The following is a 17,910-nucleotide window of genomic DNA, read 5'->3' on the forward strand; positions in this document are numbered from 1 at the left end:
TAAAGTAAATTCAGTAGGATATGTCCTATTGAAAAGCAGATTATTCGAATGTTGCAACAAGGTCTATACGAAAAACTCATTGATAAATTGATTTATACTAAAATCAATGCCTTAGATAAAAACATATTTTATATCAAAGAGAATCCAATTGATAGAGCAGAGGCAGCAAGAGTTCTTTCGCAACATTTGACTGAGATTATAAAAATTGCACTCAGCCAAATTTCTGGAGAAGAGAGTCTAGAAGAGCAAATTAAACTTTCCAATAAAATCATTTTACTTTTAAAATCGGAATTGCAAGAAGAAAGTTTTGAAGAAGACATTATAGCGACAGAAGGAAAAATCCTTTCGGCAATCTTCTCGAAAGTAGATGCTAGATTTTCTGATTTTGAAAAACATCTGAAGGAAATTACGCCTTACACTCGTTTGTCGCAAAGTGAGCTTTTTACAGGAAATAACGCTGGTATTTCGCTTGAGAGTGAAATCAAAAAAGAAATATTATCTTCGGACAAAATTCATTTCCTTGTTTCTTTTATTAAATGGACTGGCATTCGAATCTTTGAAAGAGAATTACAAGAGTTTACCGATAGAGGTGGTCAATTAAAGATTATTACAACTTCTTATATGGGTGCAACGGACTTAAAAGCAGTAGAATATTTAGCAGGTCTAAAAAACACAGAAGTAAAAATTTCTTATAATACAGATAACGAAAGACTACATGCAAAAGCTTATTTATTTTTTAGAGAAACAGGATTTCATACTGGATATATAGGATCATCGAATCTTTCTCGCTCTGCATTAACGAATGGACTTGAGTGGAATATGAAAATTACCACGAGAGAAGTAAGTCATATCATAGACAAGTTTCAAAAAACATTTGATACCTATTGGCAAGACAAAGAGTTTGAATTATTTAAAATAGGAGAGAATTCCGAAAAATTAAGACTAGCACTCAAAAAAGAAAAAAGTTCAGATAAAAACAATTCTCTTTCGTATTTTGATTTAAGACCTTTTCCTTTTCAGGAAGAAATATTAGAGAAGCTACAAACAGAAAGACAAGTTCACGATCGTTATAAAAACCTAATTGTAGCTGCGACTGGAACCGGAAAACTGTTATCTCTGCTTTTGATTTTAAAAGCTTTATAGCAAAAAATTCTAACGCAAAACTATTATTTATCGCTCATAGAAAAGAAATTTTAGAACAAGCAAGAGCCACCTTCCAAGGAATCCTCAAAGATAATAATTTTGGAGAGCTTTTTGTGGATGGAATCGAGCCTGAAAAGTATGACTCCGTATTTGCTTCTGTTCAGACATTGAATAATCGAATCAATTCTTTAAATCTGTCTGAGTCATTTTATGACTTCATCATTGTAGATGAAGTGCATCATATTGCGGCTAATAGCTATCGTCCCATACTGAGTAGATTTAAACCCAAAGTATTATTAGGACTAACTGCTACACCGGAAAGAATGGACGGAGAGGATATTCTTAAAGATTTTTGTAATACAATTGCCGCTGAAATTCGATTGCCAGAAGCTTTAAATAGAAAACTACTTTGTCCATTTCAGTATTTTGGGATTACGGATAATATCGATTTGTCGAATGTAGAGTGGAAAAATGGAAGATACCTTCCAAGTGAACTTACGAAACTTTATACACAAAACGATAAAAGAGTTGGGGATATTATCTCTGGTCTGGAGAAATATTTGCGAGATATAAAGGAAGTTCGTGCTCTATGCTTTTGTGTTTCCCAAGAGCATGCGGAGTATATGGCTGAGAAGTTTACTCTTGCTGGATTCAAGGCTGACTATTTAGTAAGTTCGCGAAGTGATGAAAGAGAAGAGTTAAGAAAAAAATTTCTTAGAAAAGAAATCAATTATTTATTTGTAGTAGATATATTTAATGAAGGAATTGATATTCCTGACATTGATACTGTTTTATTTCTACGACCAACTGAGAGTCTAACGATATTTTTACAACAGCTAGGACGAGGTTTACGTTTAGCAGAGGGTAAGGATTGTTTAACCGTTTTAGATTTTGTAGGAAATTCTAGACCAGAATATGACTTTGAAGGAAAGTTTAGAGCACTTATTGGTAAGACGAATACATCTATCCAAAAAGAAATAGAGGATGATTTTCCGCATCTTCCACTTGGCTGCACAATTATTTTAGAGAGAAAGGCAAAAGATTTTATCATTCAAAATATTAAGCAAGCAACGAATCTAAATAAAAACCAGCTATTAAATAAAATACGAAATTACAAATACCAAACTACCTTGCCACTTACCTTAAAAAATTTTATCAACTTCTATCATATACCAATACAGTATATTTATAAAAGAGGAAACTGGAAGCGTCTTTGTGTGCTGGCAGAGCAAATAGAAGATTATCCGCAAGAGAATGAGTTAGAAATTTATAGAGCTATAAGTAAGAAATGGCTTTCTAGTGTTTCGAATTCGTATTTTAAGTTTATTTTAGAATTAGCAAATAAGAATTTTTTCATTGAATTCAAATCCCTTTCTGAAGAAGAAAAGATTTTTTGTTTACTGCTTCACTATGATGTATGGCAGAACGCGAGTGGATTTGATTCCTTGGAAGAGAGCATTCGGACAATTGGAAAAAATAAAGTTCTAATGGAAGAAATTCAAGAGATAATGGAAATTCTTTTAGATAAAATTGACTTTTTAGAAATAGAGAATCAATTACCTTACTCTCAACCTTTAAAAATTCATGGAAGGTATACAAGAGAACAGATATTAGCCGCTTTTGGCTTTAGTAGTTTTGAAAAGAAATCTTCCAATAGAGAAGGAGTTGCGGAGAATAAAGAGTTGAATACGGAAATTTTATTTATTGATTTGATTAAATCAGAAAAAGATTTTTCTCCAACAACAATGTATCAAGATTATGCGATAAGCGATACTTTATTTCATTGGCAATCTCAGAATTCTACTAGTGAAGATAGAGGAAAGGGGTTATCTTATATTAACCACGTAAAACTTGGCAAAAAGATTTTACTCTTTGTTCGAGAGCGCAATGCAGATGAATTCGGCATTACAATGTCTTATGTTTTTATTGGAGAAGGCATATACCAAAAGCATACTGGTTCCAAACCAATGAGCATTACTTGGGAATTAAAAACACCAATGCCCGCCTATCTCTGGAAAGATTCCGCAAAAATGGCTGTAGGTTAAACCCGCAGACAAAAATGGTTTAGAGAATTAGCAGAAAAAGTTACACCTAAGAAAAACCTCAAAAAATTCAATTACGGGTTACTCGACTTTACCCGCAAAGTATGTAAGACTAAGAAACCGGTATGTAAAGAATGTTTATTGGCTAGTAGATGTGAGTATTTAAAGGATTAGTCTTTTGATTTCAAATAAAGATAAAAGCTTAATAGTGTTGCTGCATTAGAAATAGTGGCAACTACTGTTTTGCCCTTCTCGCTGACATTCGTGCAATAATTTGAATAATCATATAAAAACCAAATGAAAAACTAAAAAAGAAACTGAGCCAAAAGTAAATATCAATAGATTCCATTTATTTCCCTCTGCATATTAGACATCGTAATGCCTTTTAGAAACTAGTATATCATATTATATTCTAATCAACTCATTTTCTTTCTATCGTTCTAATAGGTTGTAATCTAAACGAACTAAAATAGTTGTATTGCCAGATAGATTTCTCACATCGACCACTGCGTAGAGTGAAAAGTTCTACTGATAAACTATGTTCGAAATGACCGTGAAACATCTCACGACAAAGAAACAATTTTCCGATACTACAAGTATGAGACTAATCCAATTTTTTATTCCGCTTGTTTTTTTACATATATTGACTCTTATCTTCTTTCGCGGAGAATGGGGATTAACCTTAACTACAAAACTTCTGCCGATGTTTGTATTAATTTATTTAGTCGGGAAGAATTACGGAAGCTTAGAGAAGGGGCAGAGACTTTTTCTTTATGGACTTCTTTTTTCTACCGTAGGTGATACCGTATTGAGTGAGCCGTTTACTCTATTTATTGCTGGATTAATTTCTTTTTTAATAGCTCATCTTTTTTATATATTTGCCTTTAGCCGCAGTTCTTCTCTTCATCTGGTTCGATCTATTCCATTTTATTTACTCGGTGGTGTCCTTGGATATTTTTTATTTCCTCTAATAGCACCTGAAATGAAAATTCCTGTTTTTATTTATGGATTTGCTTTGACTACCATGGGCTGGCGAATTGCTTCTAGAAATTCCGATTCTAAGTCTTTGTGGGTTGGAATTTCCGGTGCAATTCTATTTATCATCTCCGATTCTATCATTGGTTTCTCTCAGCTTGCTCATATAGCGATTCCAAATTCTACTGTCTTAATCATGATTACTTATTACTTGGCTCAATATTTACTTTTTAAGTCTTTTACATTAAGTAAAGGGAATGGGGGCACGCACGATATCATTAAGTGAAGAGGGAATTACCCCTGTCACCTCGAACAGCTTTATCGTTCCACCCTTCGCTTAGTCGCGCCCTTAGCCTTCGCAAGGTCTATATTGCAAACATAGACTTAGATTCATCTATACTATTTTTGTCAAATAGACCTCTCGATTCCTCCACTTTGCGCTTAATCGCGATATTTGGTTTAGCAAGTTCGAGGTGGCAGGGGTAAGCAATCTAAATTTTTTATCTCTCTCTCCGTGCCTCTGTGGCAAATAGATTAAACAAACAAAAAGTTTTTTCTTCTTTACATTCAGAGTGCATCGCCGCATTTATTTCTTAGAAATTGTCTGATAGGAGATAGATGTGAAGAATTATATCATTGGGATTGATGCGGGGACTACAGGAATTAGGACATTTTGTTTTGATACGAAGGGGAAGGTGATTTCGGTTGCTTACGAAGAGTTCAAACAGATTTTTCCAAAAGCAGGATGGGTGGAGCACAACGCTCTTGAAATCTGGCAAAAGACAGAAAAATTAATCCTTCAGGCGATTAAGAAAGGAAAACTCAATCCTAAAAATGCTATTTGCATTGGTATCACTAATCAACGCGAAACAACTGTTCTATTTGATAAAAAGACCGGCAAACCGGTATATAACGCTATCGTCTGGCAATGCAGAAGAACTTCAGAAATTTGCACTGATTTAAAAGCAAAAGGGTTGGAATCTGATTTTAGAAATAGAACAGGTCTTGTCTTAGATGCTTATTTTAGTGGCACAAAAATAAAATGGATTTTAGATAATGTTGGTGGGGCTCGCGATAAAGCAAATAGAGGCGAATTGCTATTTGGCACAATTGATACCTGGCTATTGTATAAACTCACAAAGGGTAAGTCTCATATGACCGACCATACAAATGCTTCGAGAACTTTAATCTATAATATCAAAGACAAAAAATGGGATGTAGATCTTTTAAATATTCTAAATATTCCTGCATCCATTTTACCCGAAACTCACACTTCTCGCTATGAATTTGGAAAGACAGAAGGCGTTAAGGGGCTACCCGATGGTATCCCCATAACTGCTCTTGTAGGAGATCAACAGGGTGCTCTCTTCGGTCAACTCTGCACAGAAGTAGGAGAAGCAAAAAATACCTATGGAACCGGATGCTTCTTATTATTTAACATCGGAAATGATTTTCAAATTTCTAAGAATGGACTCATTACTACTCTTGCCTGTGGTCCTGAGGGTAATACTGTTTATGCACTCGAAGGCTCTGTATTTATTGGCGGTGCTGTCATTCAATGGCTACGTGACTATATGAAATTCTTCAAAGATTCTAAAGATACTTTTAAAATCGTAAAATCGCTCAAGCACGAAGATGATATTGTATTTGTTCCTGCCTTTGCTGGACTTGGTGCTCCTCATTGGGATATGAATGCTCGTGGCGCATTATACGGTATTACCCGTGATACGAATCAAGCTCAAATAGTGAGAGCCGCTCTTAAGTCTATTGCGCTTCAATCTTATGAGCTTGTTTCTGCAATGGAAAATGATACAGGTAAAGCTCTAAAGATTTTAAAAGTAGATGGGGGAGCGACTAACAACGAATACCTCATGCAATACCAGGCTGACATCATCGGCAAGAAAGTCCAACGTCCGGACAATGTGGATACTACTGTGCTTGGGGCGGCTTACTTAGCAGGACTTGAATCTAAAGTTTTTTCTTCCGTCGAAAGTCTAAAAGCGATGAACAAAAAATTCAAAGAATTTAAGCCTACCATGAAAGAAGAAATGCGAGCCAAAGAAATTCAAAAATGGAACACGGCCATTGTGAAAACAAAGACCGTTTAACAAAGAGTTTCCTCAAAATCAATTACGCAGTTCAGTTTATTTTTTTGGTTGAAGTGCGTAATTGCAAAAGAAAAAATCTTTACTAGAAATTTCCTTTTTTGAAAGGTGTAGGAACATGTCAAATCTTAAGACAACAGAAATTATTAAGACACACTTTCAATTTTACCTAATTCGATATATGTTCGTTAGTGCAATCATATTATTGAGTTCTTGCACCGGTGTGAATTTACGATCATGGCCTATACCGATGTCTCCGAATACTCATCCGATAGAATCCTATTCAGAGGGTGGAGTATTATTAAAAGGCGGAGTGTTCTATCATTTTGGATCGAGTGTATCGTATTCTGGTCAGGCAAAATTAGAGAAGAGTGGCAGAGCGTGCTCTCATTCATTTTTATACTTAGTAGCCTTTGGGAGTTCTCGCATCTATGATGCGAAAGTAGATGGAGCCATCAATCATATCGGTATGATAGAAGAAGAAGTGTTAGCGATACTGGGTGGTTTTTATCATAGACATTGCACGATAGTAGTAGGAGAGTCTAGATGAAGAGACTCCAGATGATTTTACTTTTATTATTATTTAATTGTGCCTCCGGTCCTGTGGGCGGATTAGTATTTACCAATTATGAATATGCGGGAGAGGTTAATCCTGATTCGTCGATCCCGATACTAGCAGAGGCGAAGGGCTGTCAGTTTACGTTACTTGGATTATTTTCAGTTGGGGATTCAAGTGCGGGTCAAATAGCAAGCAATGTAGGAATTAGACGAATCGCGACGATAGATCATTCAACCATATCGATCTTGCATGTGTTGTTTGTTCGCAACTGCACGATCATAACAGGAGCGACCTACTGATGCGAAAGATGATTTTATTATTAATCCTAATGAGTATGAGTTCGTGCATAACGACGATTTCTCCCGGTATTATATTTAACAACACAGCGGAGCATGTGTATAAGGATAGAACGACGAGTCAGTTGGGAAGTGGTCGTATAATGAAGATGGAGAAGTCGTGCACGTATAACTCGATAGTATTTGCCTTTTTTTATCATGGGAAAGTAGCGAGCGCAGCGAGTGTAGCTCGAGAGGGCGGTATAACGAAGATAGGTGTAGTAGATTATTCTTCGTTTAATATTCTAGGTCCTTTGTTTTATTCTAATTGTATTATTGTATGGGGAGATATCGAATGAAAAAAATATTTTTGCTAATTTTACTTTTTACCATTTCTAATTTTGCATTTGCAGAGTCAGTGGTAGAAGAAGGACCAAAGAGTAAAACAGAAATTTCTAAGCAACCAGGGACAGTCAATGTTACCGTTGAGCACAAAGAAGTAGTAAACGAGAAGACAGAAAAAGTCATCGTAGATAAAGAGCTTACCAATAGCGTCATGCAAAAATTTGAAGATGCTGATAAACGCAGGCAACAAGCTACGAGCGAAGAGATTCAAGTTTTAAAAGATGAATTAGAATACCTCAAAAAAGAAAAAGAAAAATTGATGAAACAAAATTCAGGCGATGAAGAATTTAAGAAGATGATGGATAAACGGTTAGCCTCTACTGAAATTCGAATTCGTAGATTAGAAAAATATCTTGGAATGGATGAAGCCATGATAGACTATTACCAGAGAAAACGAAGTCCCTGGGATTTAGTTTGGAGATCAGCTGTATTTCCTGGATGGGGTCATCGTTATGCGCGAGAGGATTATACAGGTAACACCTATTCTACTTCTATCCTAGTTCTTGCCGCACTCGGTTTTCTTGTAGATTACCAAGCCAACGCTGCCTCGGATGCGGCTAAGACTGCTTTGTTCAATGGTGTAGTTGTAAAGAATTATCAATATTCTAGCCTTGGAATTCCTGCTACATTTTCAAATACCTTTGTTTTAAATAGCTTCGCCTCTTATAATAGTGCCATGAGTGCAGTAGATTCGCAAAGACAATTATCCCAAAATCTTTACAGTGCAGCGATTGGATTATATTTAATTCAATTAGTGCATGCTTATTTTACCGGTGTTGAATGGTCAAAGGTTCAATCGAAAGATTATACAAATGAAGGCTTACTAAAACCAACCGGTTTTAATATTAAGTCAAAAGTGGATACTAATAATTATGCGAAGGTTCCCGAAAGAGGAATTCGTTATGAAGTTGAGTTTAGCACTAATTTTTAATTCTATACAATCAAATGAAAAAAATATAGAGATATGAGCTTTCCTTGAAAGATAAAAAAATCTTTACTAGATATTTCTTTTTCGGGAATGTGTAGGAACATGTCAAATTATAAGACCAAAGAAATTATTAAGACAGGGTCTGAAAATTATAAAGCTCTGTCCGTCCTAATTGGTGTAATTGTGTTTCTGAGTTCTTGCACCGGTGTGAATTTACGATCGTGGCCTATACCGATGTCTCCGAATACTCATCCGATAGAATCCTATTCAGAGGGTGGAGTATTATTAAAAGGCGGAGTGTTCTATCATTTTGGATCGAGTGTATCGTATTCTGGTCAGGCAAAATTAGAGAAGAGTGGCAGAGCGTGCTCTCATTCATTTTTATATTTAGTAGCCTTTGGGAGTTCTCGCATCTATGATGCGAAAGTAGATGGAGCCATCAATCATATCGGTATGATAGAAGAAGAAGTGTTAGCGATACTGGGTGGGTTTTATCATAGACATTGCACGATAGTAGTAGGAGAGTCTAGATGAAGAGACTCCAGATGATTTTACTTTTATTATTATTTAATTGTGCCTCTGGTCCTGTGGGCGGATTAGTATTTAGTAATTATGAATATGCAGGAGAGGTTAATCCTGATTCGTCGATCCCGATACTAGCAGAGGCGAAGGGCTGTCAGTTTACGTTACTTGGATTATTTTCAGTTGGGGATTCAAGTGCGGGTCAAATAGCAAGCAATGTAGGAATCAGACGAATAGCGACAATAGATCATTCAACCATATCGATCTTGCATGTGTTGTTTGTTCGCAACTGCACGATCATAACAGGAGCGACCTACTGATGCGAAAGATAATTTTATTATTAATCCTAATGAGTATGAGTTCGTGCATAACGACGATTTCGCCCGGTATTATATTTAACAACACAGCGGAGCATGTGTATAAGGATAGAACGACGAGTCAGTTGGGAAGTGGTCGTATAATGAAGATGGAGAAGTCGTGCACGTATAATTCTATAGTATTTGCCTTTTTTTATCATGGGAAAGTAGCGAGCGCAGCGAGTGTAGCTCGAGAGGGCGGTATAACGAAGATAGGTGTAGTAGATTATTCTTCGTTTAATATTCTAGGTCCTTTGTTTTATTCTAATTGTATTATTGTATGGGGAGATATCGAATGAAAAAAATATTTTTAATGTTTATATGCAGCGTATTTTTTTTGCCAATGTTTTTATTAGCAGATCGAATCGTATTAAAAAATGGAAAGACCATTACGGGAACGGTTCAAGGTCAGGAAAATAATCTAGTTACGATTATCACAGCTTCTGGAGAAAGGCAACAAATTAAGAAAGAAGATATTGTTTCTATGATTTATGTAGAGACGAAGGCTGTTAAGAAAAAACCTGTTCCAAGAAAAAATCCTACTAAAATTGTTGCTAAAGATACAAAAGCGAATACTCTCGATAAGCCAACAAAGTCTTCTGACAAGACACATGTAAACAATAATGAAAAGAATATAGATAGATTAGAGAGAACGACAGTAGATAAAGAAGTCACTGATAAGGTAATGCAAAAATTCGAGGATGCGGATAAGCGGAGATTGCAATCTACATCTTCTGAAATTCAGGTTTTAAAAGAAGAACTGGATTATTTAAAAAAAGAGCGCGAAAGAATGCAAAGAGCCAATGAAGGCGATGATGACTATAAAAGGATTCTAGATAAGAGAATGGCCAGCATAGAAATCCAAATACGTCATTTAGAAAGATTTCTTGCAATGGATGAAACGCAAGTAGATTATTTTAAACGCAAACGAACTCCCTGGGATTTAGTTTGGAGATCGGCTTTATTTCCTGGATGGGGACACCGTTATGCGCGAGAGGAATACACGGGTAATACGTATTCGACTACAGTGCCACTTCTCATAGGTTTTGGATTTCTTTTTAGTTACATAGCCAAGTCAGCGGAAAATTCAGCAAGTGATGCTTTATACAATGGAGTAGTTGTTAAGAGTATTCAATATTCTAGCCTTGGAGTATCTTCCACCTATTCTAATACCCTTGTCCTGAGTAGTTATGCAAACTATAATACATCTATGAGTGCTATCGATGCACAGAAAGAATTGTCTCAAAATCTTCTACATGCAGCAGTTGGTTTGTATTTGATCCAGATAGTGCATGCCTATTTTACCGGTGTTGAATGGTCAAAGGTCCAGCCAAGAGACTATTCCAATGAAGGACTTCAAAAACCATTAGGACTCAATTTTAAATCAAAAGTGGATACTAATAATTATGCGAAGGTTCCAGAAAGAGGCATTCGCTATGAAGTGGAATTCAGCACAAATTTCTAGTCATTGTTAAATATTAGGTAAATAACCTTCCACTTCTTTTTATACTTGATAAGGGTAAAATAATCATATCCATATTGCTCGCGGCTATTCGATGTTAATTTCCACCGCACAGTCACTTGCGCTGTTCCTTTATCGAATTGGATTTTTTTAGACAGTGGAATCTCTTTCATTCTTTCTGTTGAATACGCATGTGCATTCTTTTGACCTTCGATGAATGCGGATAATTTTTCTTCTCTTACATCACCACTTCTTTCAAAATGAATGATTGCATTTGGATGAAAGCAAGATTCATAGCCTTCCATATCCATATTAGACCAAGTAGAAAAATAACGATCAATTGCTTCTTCGATATTTTTCTTTTCAGTTAAATCCTCTGCTTGTATCTGAACTTGAGAAACTAATAATAAAAATAGAAGTATAGCTGAGTAATGAATTATTCTTTTCATGTTTCCGTTTTACCTGTTATTTATGCATTTAACATGTTTTGTTCTTTATCGTTAAATTGGTTTACAAATTGGTCAAACGAAAAATACTCTGATTATGAAATACCTAGAAACTTCCCAAATCATTCCTATGAAAGGAATGTCTTATACAATGTATGAAATTGAAGGTGATGATAAGATTATTCGTATGCTCACATTTATTCCCGATGTAAATGAATTGCATATTTACCCAAAGCCTCCTGTTAAAAAACTATATAAGCCAGAACTATGTAAAGAAGTAGAAGCTGAATTTTTTCTAAAACTATGGACGGACGGAGAAAGCAGAAAGGGATAAATTTTCATTTTTGCTTAGATGGATTCCTATTTTTATTGCTTGCATTATTATTTTTGTCTGATATTATTTTGTGACAGAAAAATATGAATACAACGCGTAATTCATTGAAACTAATAATGAGAAATATTCTGTTCATTGGTTTATTTCTTTTTGTTGCTCACTGTAATTTTAATAGGAATCCTAAGTTAAATTTCTCTTTGCCGCTGCCAAGTTCCAATTCACCGGTTCCTACAACGGTAGCAATCTCCACTTCTTTTGTCGGGGCAACTATTGTAGAGTCGGGTGGATCAACAGATGTCTTTGAGGGAGTTACTAGAGATTCATATACAATCGTTTTAAATTCTGCCCCTACAAATTCAGTTACCATTTCTGTTAGTTTTGACAATACTCAAATCAGTGTAAATGATTTAACGACTAGTCCAATTTCAATTTCCTTCACGACGGCAAATTGGAATATACCTCAAACAGTTTACGTGACTGGCATATACGATAATACTACGGAAGGAAATCATAAATCTTCTATTCTTCATACTACGACCAATGGAACCGATATTGTCACAATTGGAACAGTCATTGCAAATATAACGGATAATAGTGGTTCGCGGCTAACTAATTCTTTGCAATCAGGAACTGTTACGATTGGTGGAACGAATCCACTTGCTGTAACACTTACACCGTCTGTCGATCCGGCTAAATCCTATGCATATTGTAATTTTCGAATGAATAATTCTGCTGCCAATAGAGCGACTACTTGTCAAATAGCAGCAAACGGGACAACTATAAACATTCAATCAGGAAATTCTGGAAGTGGAACAGTGGTGAACTGGTATGTGATAGAATTCTCGACTGGTGCATTAGTGCAAAGAGGAAGCAATTCCCTATTAGCCACTGAATCTATACAAACTATTACTCTTTCTCAGTCTATTGATCTCAATCGTAGCTTTATCATCGCATACAGTCGAACAGCAAATTCTAGTTCGAGTATTGACGAAAGGAGAACATTACGGTATCGGTTTCTTACGAATTCAACAATCGAAGTCTTACGCAATGAAGCTGGAATCATCACTGATTTTGAATGGCAGGTGATACAATTAGATGGAGCTCGAGTTCAATCTGGAATTGCAACGATTCAAAATAATTCCACAAGCGTATCTGCTACTCTAAGCAGTCTTAATTTAAGTAATTCTTTTATCATTTTGAATTCTGCTGCAGGGGCAGGTGTAAATGGAGTAGAGCATGATCATTATGTGCAAGGCTATTATAATTCTTCGACACAGATTAGTTTTGCTCGCAATGGGACGGATGATACTGTAGATATATCCTGGTATGCAATTGAAATGATCGATGGGACTACCGTGCAAAGCGGTAATACCACAGTATCCTCCGTATCTTCCTCTGCTACAACAAATCTAAATGCGGTTAATACTGGTAAGACTATGATAGTATTCTCCAATCAAATTGAACTTGGATCAGGTACAGATCTCACACAAGATTCTGGAACGTTTTCTTCTGTTTTTAATAATTCTACAACGATTCAATTTCAGAGAGCGAGTGCAGAATCTAATTCTGCGATCATTTCTTGGTTCGCAGTTCAGTTTCAATAAAATCTTTTCTTATAAATGTTTGAGTCTATTTACTAGATTTAAAAATTCTCGCCTTGTTCCATCAGGGTCGTAAGTAGTAGCTGTTTGAATCAAGTGAATTACCATATTAAAATCGACTTTTCCCTTCTCTTTGGAATTATTTAAAATCATACTAAGCCCTGCAACTCCTGCGGCAAAGCGAAAGTTGTCGGAAGAGTTCCAGATAGAATTCTCTTTGTCGAGAAGTGTTTCTTTGATTTCCTCTGTTTGTCCTTTCTCAGTTTTGTAAGTGAGGCGGACTGAGATTAATTCATTTTGTTTGATTTGCGGGTAGGTAAAAACTTCGTACAATGCAATGTAAGAATAGTCTCCGCCTGCTTCATAGTTGGTTTTTGTTTTGCTTCGATTGTATTTTTCAAAGCCAATTAATCTAAAAGACTCTACTTGTTCGGTATTAAATTTTACGTTTATGCTCATCTCTTTTGCGAGGCTATTTCCGATTAACCAGGATTGGCTGGAAAGACTTTTCTTTGCATCTTCAAATGAATTGATATAGTATGCTTCTCCTTTCTTTCTAGCAACTAACGTATCCATTAAATCTACTGAACTAGTCGAAAAACCTAATATAGAAAGATTGATTCCGACTCTGTTTTCTTTTTCGACTAGTGCCATAAACTCATCGTTATTTACTCCACCAAAGTCACCATCTGTAATGATAACGATCTTTGTTTGATCTTTGTTTAATTTCATATCTTTCGCCAGTTTATACGCAAGAAGTATTCCGGTCCACGCATTCGTGCCACCATCGACTCGTAAATTGGATATGGATTCCAGGATTCTATTCTTGGCATTCATGCTCGTTGGAGGTAGAATAATTTTTGCATCATTCGTATACTGAAGAGTAGCCACAGTATCCCTGGAATTTAATCCTTGAATAAATGCCTTCATTGAATTCTTTGCAAGCTCCATTCTGCCCGTTCCTTGCATCGAGCCAGAAGTATCTATCGCAAAAATTATATTCTTGGAAGGAGTATCTAGTTTTTCTTCTCTTTCTTCTTTGATTGAACTAATTCCGATTTGAATTAACTTTCTTTTACTATCCCAGGGAGAAATTGCAGTTTCTAAATGTAAGCCAATATTTTTTTTATCTTTAGGCTTTTCAAAATTATACGTGAATGAATTGAGTAATTCCTCGGTGTATATGTTTGAAGGATAATAGCCGTTTTCCACGGATTCTTTGAAATTTGCATACGAAGTGGTAGATGCCTCCAATGGAAAAAAAGAGTTACTCATTTTTTTAGTAGCTACAAATTCATTTCCTGAAAGTGCTTCATACGCAGGAGCATTGTCCTTATAAAAAGAGCTTTTGCGAGTGTTTGCACCGGAACAGGAACCTAAAAAAAGTATAATGGCTATTAGTCTGTAAAATTTACTTTGATTCATTTCTGCACCTTTTTAAAAAGAGATACCGAGTATCTTTTTAGTTCCATCGGCTTCTTTGGTATAAGAAAATAATTTTAAGACAGAATATTTTTCGAAGGATGTCTCTTCTTCTTTTTGATAATCCCATAGCCAACCCCATAGACTACCACGAGCACGAAAGCCTCGCTCCTTTTCTGTGTATTCTCGATAAAGAGTTCCAAGTAAAATATAAGTATCTTCTTCTTTATTTCTTTCATCTTTTCTATACCAATATCCTAATCCTAAAAGACCTAAGTGAAAATTCTTTCCTTCTTCTTCGGATGTATACAAAAGAAGTGGACCATAAATTCTTGAATGTTCGTCTTTATAATCATAGCTGCGTATAACAGGAAGAAAATTGTAAATAGTCTCTTCTTGTTTATTGGAATATCCTAACCAGAGAAAAGATGCATCTCTCCAGATATCATTTTCCTTTTTGAAATTCCAGGCATATCCGTAAGCTCCTTGAAAATAACTTTCTGTTTTGAAGTTATGATAGCGAATTCCTGTGAATAAAAAATCCCAGGTATAAGTATTGTCAGACGCAAAATACTCATAATCCGCAAGATATAGAAAGTTATTTCTAACTCCCTCTTTTGAAACTCTACGATAATTTCCTAGTGTCCAGTTTTGGTAGGAATCAGGACTGGAACTGTGAAAGAAGAGTAGGGAGAGATTATAAATGGAACCTAAGCCATCTTTGCGATAGCCGCCACCAAGAAACCATAGAATAGAGGCTTCTTCCCATTTGCCGGCATTTTTAGAAAAATTCCATCCGTATCCCCAGAGTCCATGAAAGTTAGAACTTTCTTTTGTATTTGAATATTGAATGCTTTTTAGGAATAAGTTTAACTCTAAAAAGTTTGGATTCTTTTCTGCTTCTGCTAAGAATAAGAAATTATAATAGAATCTATTTTCAGAGATACTCAGATAATTTAATAGAGTAAATGTCGTGAAATTGCTTTCTTTTTTTGTAAAACTAATTGGAAAGATTCCAAAATAACTATTTGAAAAATAAAAGAATGGAAATGCAATGATTCTATCTAAGTTTTCTCCGCGATATTTTAAATCAAATAACCATAGAAAATTTGTATGAGATGACGATGTGTCTTTGCCTCGATAGAAAAAAGGAGTTACCCATAGTGTTGAAGAATTATATTCAGTAACACCACCATCAGTATTTAAATCCTTTCGGTTAAAACTTTCATAATATGTGAGAGCAGGCCAGAATAGAAAATTTGAATTTAGAGTATCCTTTGTTTTTATTCTTTGAAAATAAGAAAATAGAGTATAATTGTAATTAGACTCTGAATCTTTTGTTTTATAATTTTGTTGGATATAGAATGGCAATACTCGATGACCGGATTTTGTGTCAGACGAAAACCAATTTACTAGAGGCCAGGCTACCGAGGTTTCTTTCCAGTTATTTTCTTTGTATGTTTCTTGTATATAGGCATTAAGTAAAACTGCTTTTTTTTCTGAAGTCTCATCTTTTTGTTTTCCATAAAATGGAAAGAATACAAAGTATTCGAGTAAGTCGGATTGATACCATAAAAAAAGAGGAGCCACTAAAACTTTGTCTGAAGACTCTTTATCCCAACTAAGCCAGGAAAGTGGGAGTAGACGAAAATGTCTTCTTGTGTCTGCTGCTTCATAAGACAATACTCCGAATAATAAGCTATAGCCGCTAAAGTTAAGAGAATCATCTCTTGTTACAGATTTTTTTCTTGTGAGCTTGGGTTCATTATCTGTATTCTTCACTTTAGAATTTTTCGATAAGGCTAATTCTTTTTTTTTGTCTTCCTCTAATTCTTCAAAACTTTTATTTCTGTCTAAAACATTTCTTAGAAACTTTGGCTTCTCTATTGTTTGACGAAAAGAGAAACTCGCGAGATAATAAAGCACAGTAAAATCAGTGTCAAAATACCATTTGTTTTCTTTTTTACCGAGAGACAAACTTGGATTAACCACACCGGAGCTAGATCTTGTGAAATAGAGTAGGTTGAAATTATAATCGCTTTCTTTATCGTTGTAATTTACATACAAAGGAAGGATGAGTGTAATCTCTTTCTTTTCTGATTTAGATTGAAAGTAAAATGGGAAAAGAGTTTTAGTAGATTCCTTTTTTACATCGTTTGTCAGAGATACCCATGGACCAAGAACAAAGGTTTGACTCGAAGGATCCCATCTATTGTAATATAAAAAGAGTGGCATAAAAGAGCGTCCATAAGAACTAGAAGGAGCACTTAAATCTTTATCTATAAATAGTATCGGTATTCTGAAATAATCTTTCTTTTTATAGAATACAAAAGGAAGAAAGGAAAAAGAATCAAGCTCTCCTTTCTCTGAACTTGCCCAGTGGAATAAGGTGAGTATCCGCTTATAATTTCCTTCTCCCTGTTCAAAGGAAGAATAGAATAGAATTGGAATTGCTGGAAATCCCCATTTGCTTTTATGAGTGTATTCTTTAAAACCGCCTGTGTCTTCTTCTACACTTCTATAATGAAACAAAGTCCAATGGGTTATATCATAGTGGCGATTTTTGTCTGCTATCGGGTAAGAACTTCGGGAATAAAATATTGGAAAAAAAGAAAACGCAAACTTGAGTTGTTCTTCCTGTGTAGTTTCTTTGCGATAGTATCCATATATAGGTATCGTATAATGATAATAAGAGTCTTCTGATGTCGTATAACGTATTAGAGGAAGGATCGGAAACCAAATACTTGACTCTTTATTTTTGTTACTCGATTTATATTTTTCTAGAGTTCTTCCATGAAGAATAGAAAAATGATTTTCTCTTGTAAATGATTCACTGGCTATTGATTGATAAGAATAATAGTAAGTAGCCGGAAATAGGATTAAATTCTTATTTTCTAAAGCTTCATTCTGGGTAGAAGAATAGGAATAAAAAGGAAATGCTGAATGGTAGTTGTGATTGGTTTTTGTATTTCCACCCCAATAGATTAAGGGTAATACGGATTTGTCAGACTGTTCTTTTTCTTGCTTATTTGTATAATTTAAAAGTCTAAATTTTTCTCTATTGTCTATTTTACTATTGATTCGATAATAAAAAGGAAAAAATTGGGTAGAGTTATACTTGGGATAATCAGTATAATCATACAAATACAGAATTCTAACTCCGTAGTGATTGTCCCATTTTTCAATTTCTCCGAAGATATTACTCATCGAATACTTTTTACTTTTCTCACTTCCGTATACTTCTTTTTTTTCCCCTTCTTCTAAGTCTTTCCAATCTTGCGTAAAAATGGGAACTGTGTTGAAGAGGATAATAAGTAAAAAGAGCCATCTCATAG

At 35.1% G+C, this 17,910-nt stretch carries 15 protein-coding genes and 1 pseudogene; 13 read left to right on the plus strand and 3 right to left on the minus strand.

Annotation, left to right across the window (positions count from 1 at the left end):
- Window positions 1-48: 48 nt before the first annotated feature.
- The 11 genes and pseudogenes from IPH52_23985 to IPH52_24035 all read left to right on the plus strand — a co-directional run bounded on the left by IPH52_23985 (window position 49) and on the right by IPH52_24035 (window position 10,775).
- Window positions 49-3,188, plus strand: a pseudogene (locus IPH52_23985) (DUF3427 domain-containing protein).
- Between the two features lie 550 nt (window positions 3,189-3,738).
- Complete coding sequence (locus IPH52_23990; protein ID MBK7058055.1) at window positions 3,739-4,446, plus strand: lysoplasmalogenase; 708 nt, start codon at window positions 3,739-3,741, stop codon at window positions 4,444-4,446.
- Window positions 4,447-4,780: 334 nt separating this feature from the next.
- Entirely contained in the window at window positions 4,781-6,268 is a 1,488-nt protein-coding gene (gene glpK, locus IPH52_23995; protein MBK7058056.1) for a glycerol kinase GlpK, read from the plus strand.
- Between the two features lie 115 nt (window positions 6,269-6,383).
- Window positions 6,384-6,815, plus strand: coding sequence for a TRL-like family protein (locus IPH52_24000; protein ID MBK7058057.1), 432 nt, complete (start codon window positions 6,384-6,386; stop codon window positions 6,813-6,815).
- On the plus strand, window positions 6,812-7,123 hold the full coding sequence (locus tag IPH52_24005; protein ID MBK7058058.1) for a TRL-like family protein: 312 nt from the start codon (window positions 6,812-6,814) through the stop codon (window positions 7,121-7,123). Before IPH52_24000 ends, IPH52_24005 begins: the two co-directional genes overlap by 4 nt.
- A complete protein-coding gene (locus IPH52_24010; GenBank protein MBK7058059.1) occupies window positions 7,123-7,458 on the plus strand; it encodes a TRL-like family protein in 336 nt (111 codons plus the stop codon). Before IPH52_24005 ends, IPH52_24010 begins: the two co-directional genes overlap by 1 nt.
- Window positions 7,455-8,435, plus strand: coding sequence for a hypothetical protein (locus IPH52_24015; GenBank protein MBK7058060.1), 981 nt, complete (start codon window positions 7,455-7,457; stop codon window positions 8,433-8,435). Before IPH52_24010 ends, IPH52_24015 begins: the two co-directional genes overlap by 4 nt.
- Before the next feature lie 99 nt (window positions 8,436-8,534).
- The gene (locus tag IPH52_24020; protein ID MBK7058061.1) at window positions 8,535-8,966 is read left to right on the plus strand and encodes a hypothetical protein; all 432 of its coding nucleotides are present in this window, start codon (window positions 8,535-8,537) and stop codon (window positions 8,964-8,966) included.
- Window positions 8,963-9,274: a TRL-like family protein gene (locus IPH52_24025; GenBank protein MBK7058062.1), complete on the plus strand. Its 312-nt coding sequence runs from the start codon at window positions 8,963-8,965 to the stop codon at window positions 9,272-9,274. Before IPH52_24020 ends, IPH52_24025 begins: the two co-directional genes overlap by 4 nt.
- Complete coding sequence (locus IPH52_24030) at window positions 9,274-9,609, plus strand: TRL-like family protein (protein MBK7058063.1); 336 nt, start codon at window positions 9,274-9,276, stop codon at window positions 9,607-9,609. The genes IPH52_24025 and IPH52_24030 overlap by 1 nt, the downstream gene beginning before the upstream one ends.
- Window positions 9,606-10,775 (plus strand): hypothetical protein, encoded by a 1,170-nt coding sequence (locus IPH52_24035; protein ID MBK7058064.1) that lies wholly within the window; start codon window positions 9,606-9,608, stop codon window positions 10,773-10,775. Before IPH52_24030 ends, IPH52_24035 begins: the two co-directional genes overlap by 4 nt.
- On the opposite strand, the gene IPH52_24040 is transcribed toward IPH52_24035, so the two are convergent.
- Window positions 10,772-11,221, minus strand: coding sequence for a nuclear transport factor 2 family protein (locus tag IPH52_24040; GenBank protein MBK7058065.1), 450 nt, complete (start codon window positions 11,219-11,221; stop codon window positions 10,772-10,774). The two genes, IPH52_24035 and IPH52_24040, sit on opposite strands and share 4 nt — an antisense overlap.
- A gap of 94 nt (window positions 11,222-11,315) precedes the next feature.
- Here IPH52_24040 and IPH52_24045 point away from each other — a divergent pair, with 94 nt between their 5' ends.
- Window positions 11,316-11,552, plus strand: a complete 237-nt coding sequence (locus IPH52_24045; GenBank protein MBK7058066.1) for a hypothetical protein — start codon at window positions 11,316-11,318, stop codon at window positions 11,550-11,552.
- Between the two features lie 116 nt (window positions 11,553-11,668).
- Window positions 11,669-13,156, plus strand: a complete 1,488-nt coding sequence (locus tag IPH52_24050) for a hypothetical protein (GenBank protein MBK7058067.1) — start codon at window positions 11,669-11,671, stop codon at window positions 13,154-13,156.
- 9 nt (window positions 13,157-13,165) lie between these two features.
- On the opposite strand, the gene IPH52_24055 is transcribed toward IPH52_24050, so the two are convergent.
- Together IPH52_24055 and IPH52_24060 are read right to left on the minus strand one after the other, a co-directional pair.
- Window positions 13,166-14,578, minus strand: coding sequence for a von Willebrand factor type A domain-containing protein (locus IPH52_24055; protein MBK7058068.1), 1,413 nt, complete (start codon window positions 14,576-14,578; stop codon window positions 13,166-13,168).
- A 12-nt stretch (window positions 14,579-14,590) separates the two neighbouring features.
- Entirely contained in the window at window positions 14,591-17,908 is a 3,318-nt protein-coding gene (locus IPH52_24060; GenBank protein MBK7058069.1) for a hypothetical protein, read from the minus strand.
- Between the last annotated feature and the right edge of the window lie 2 nt (window positions 17,909-17,910).

Source organism: Leptospiraceae bacterium (assembly GCA_016708435.1).
GTDB lineage: Bacteria > Spirochaetota > Leptospiria > Leptospirales > Leptospiraceae > UBA2033.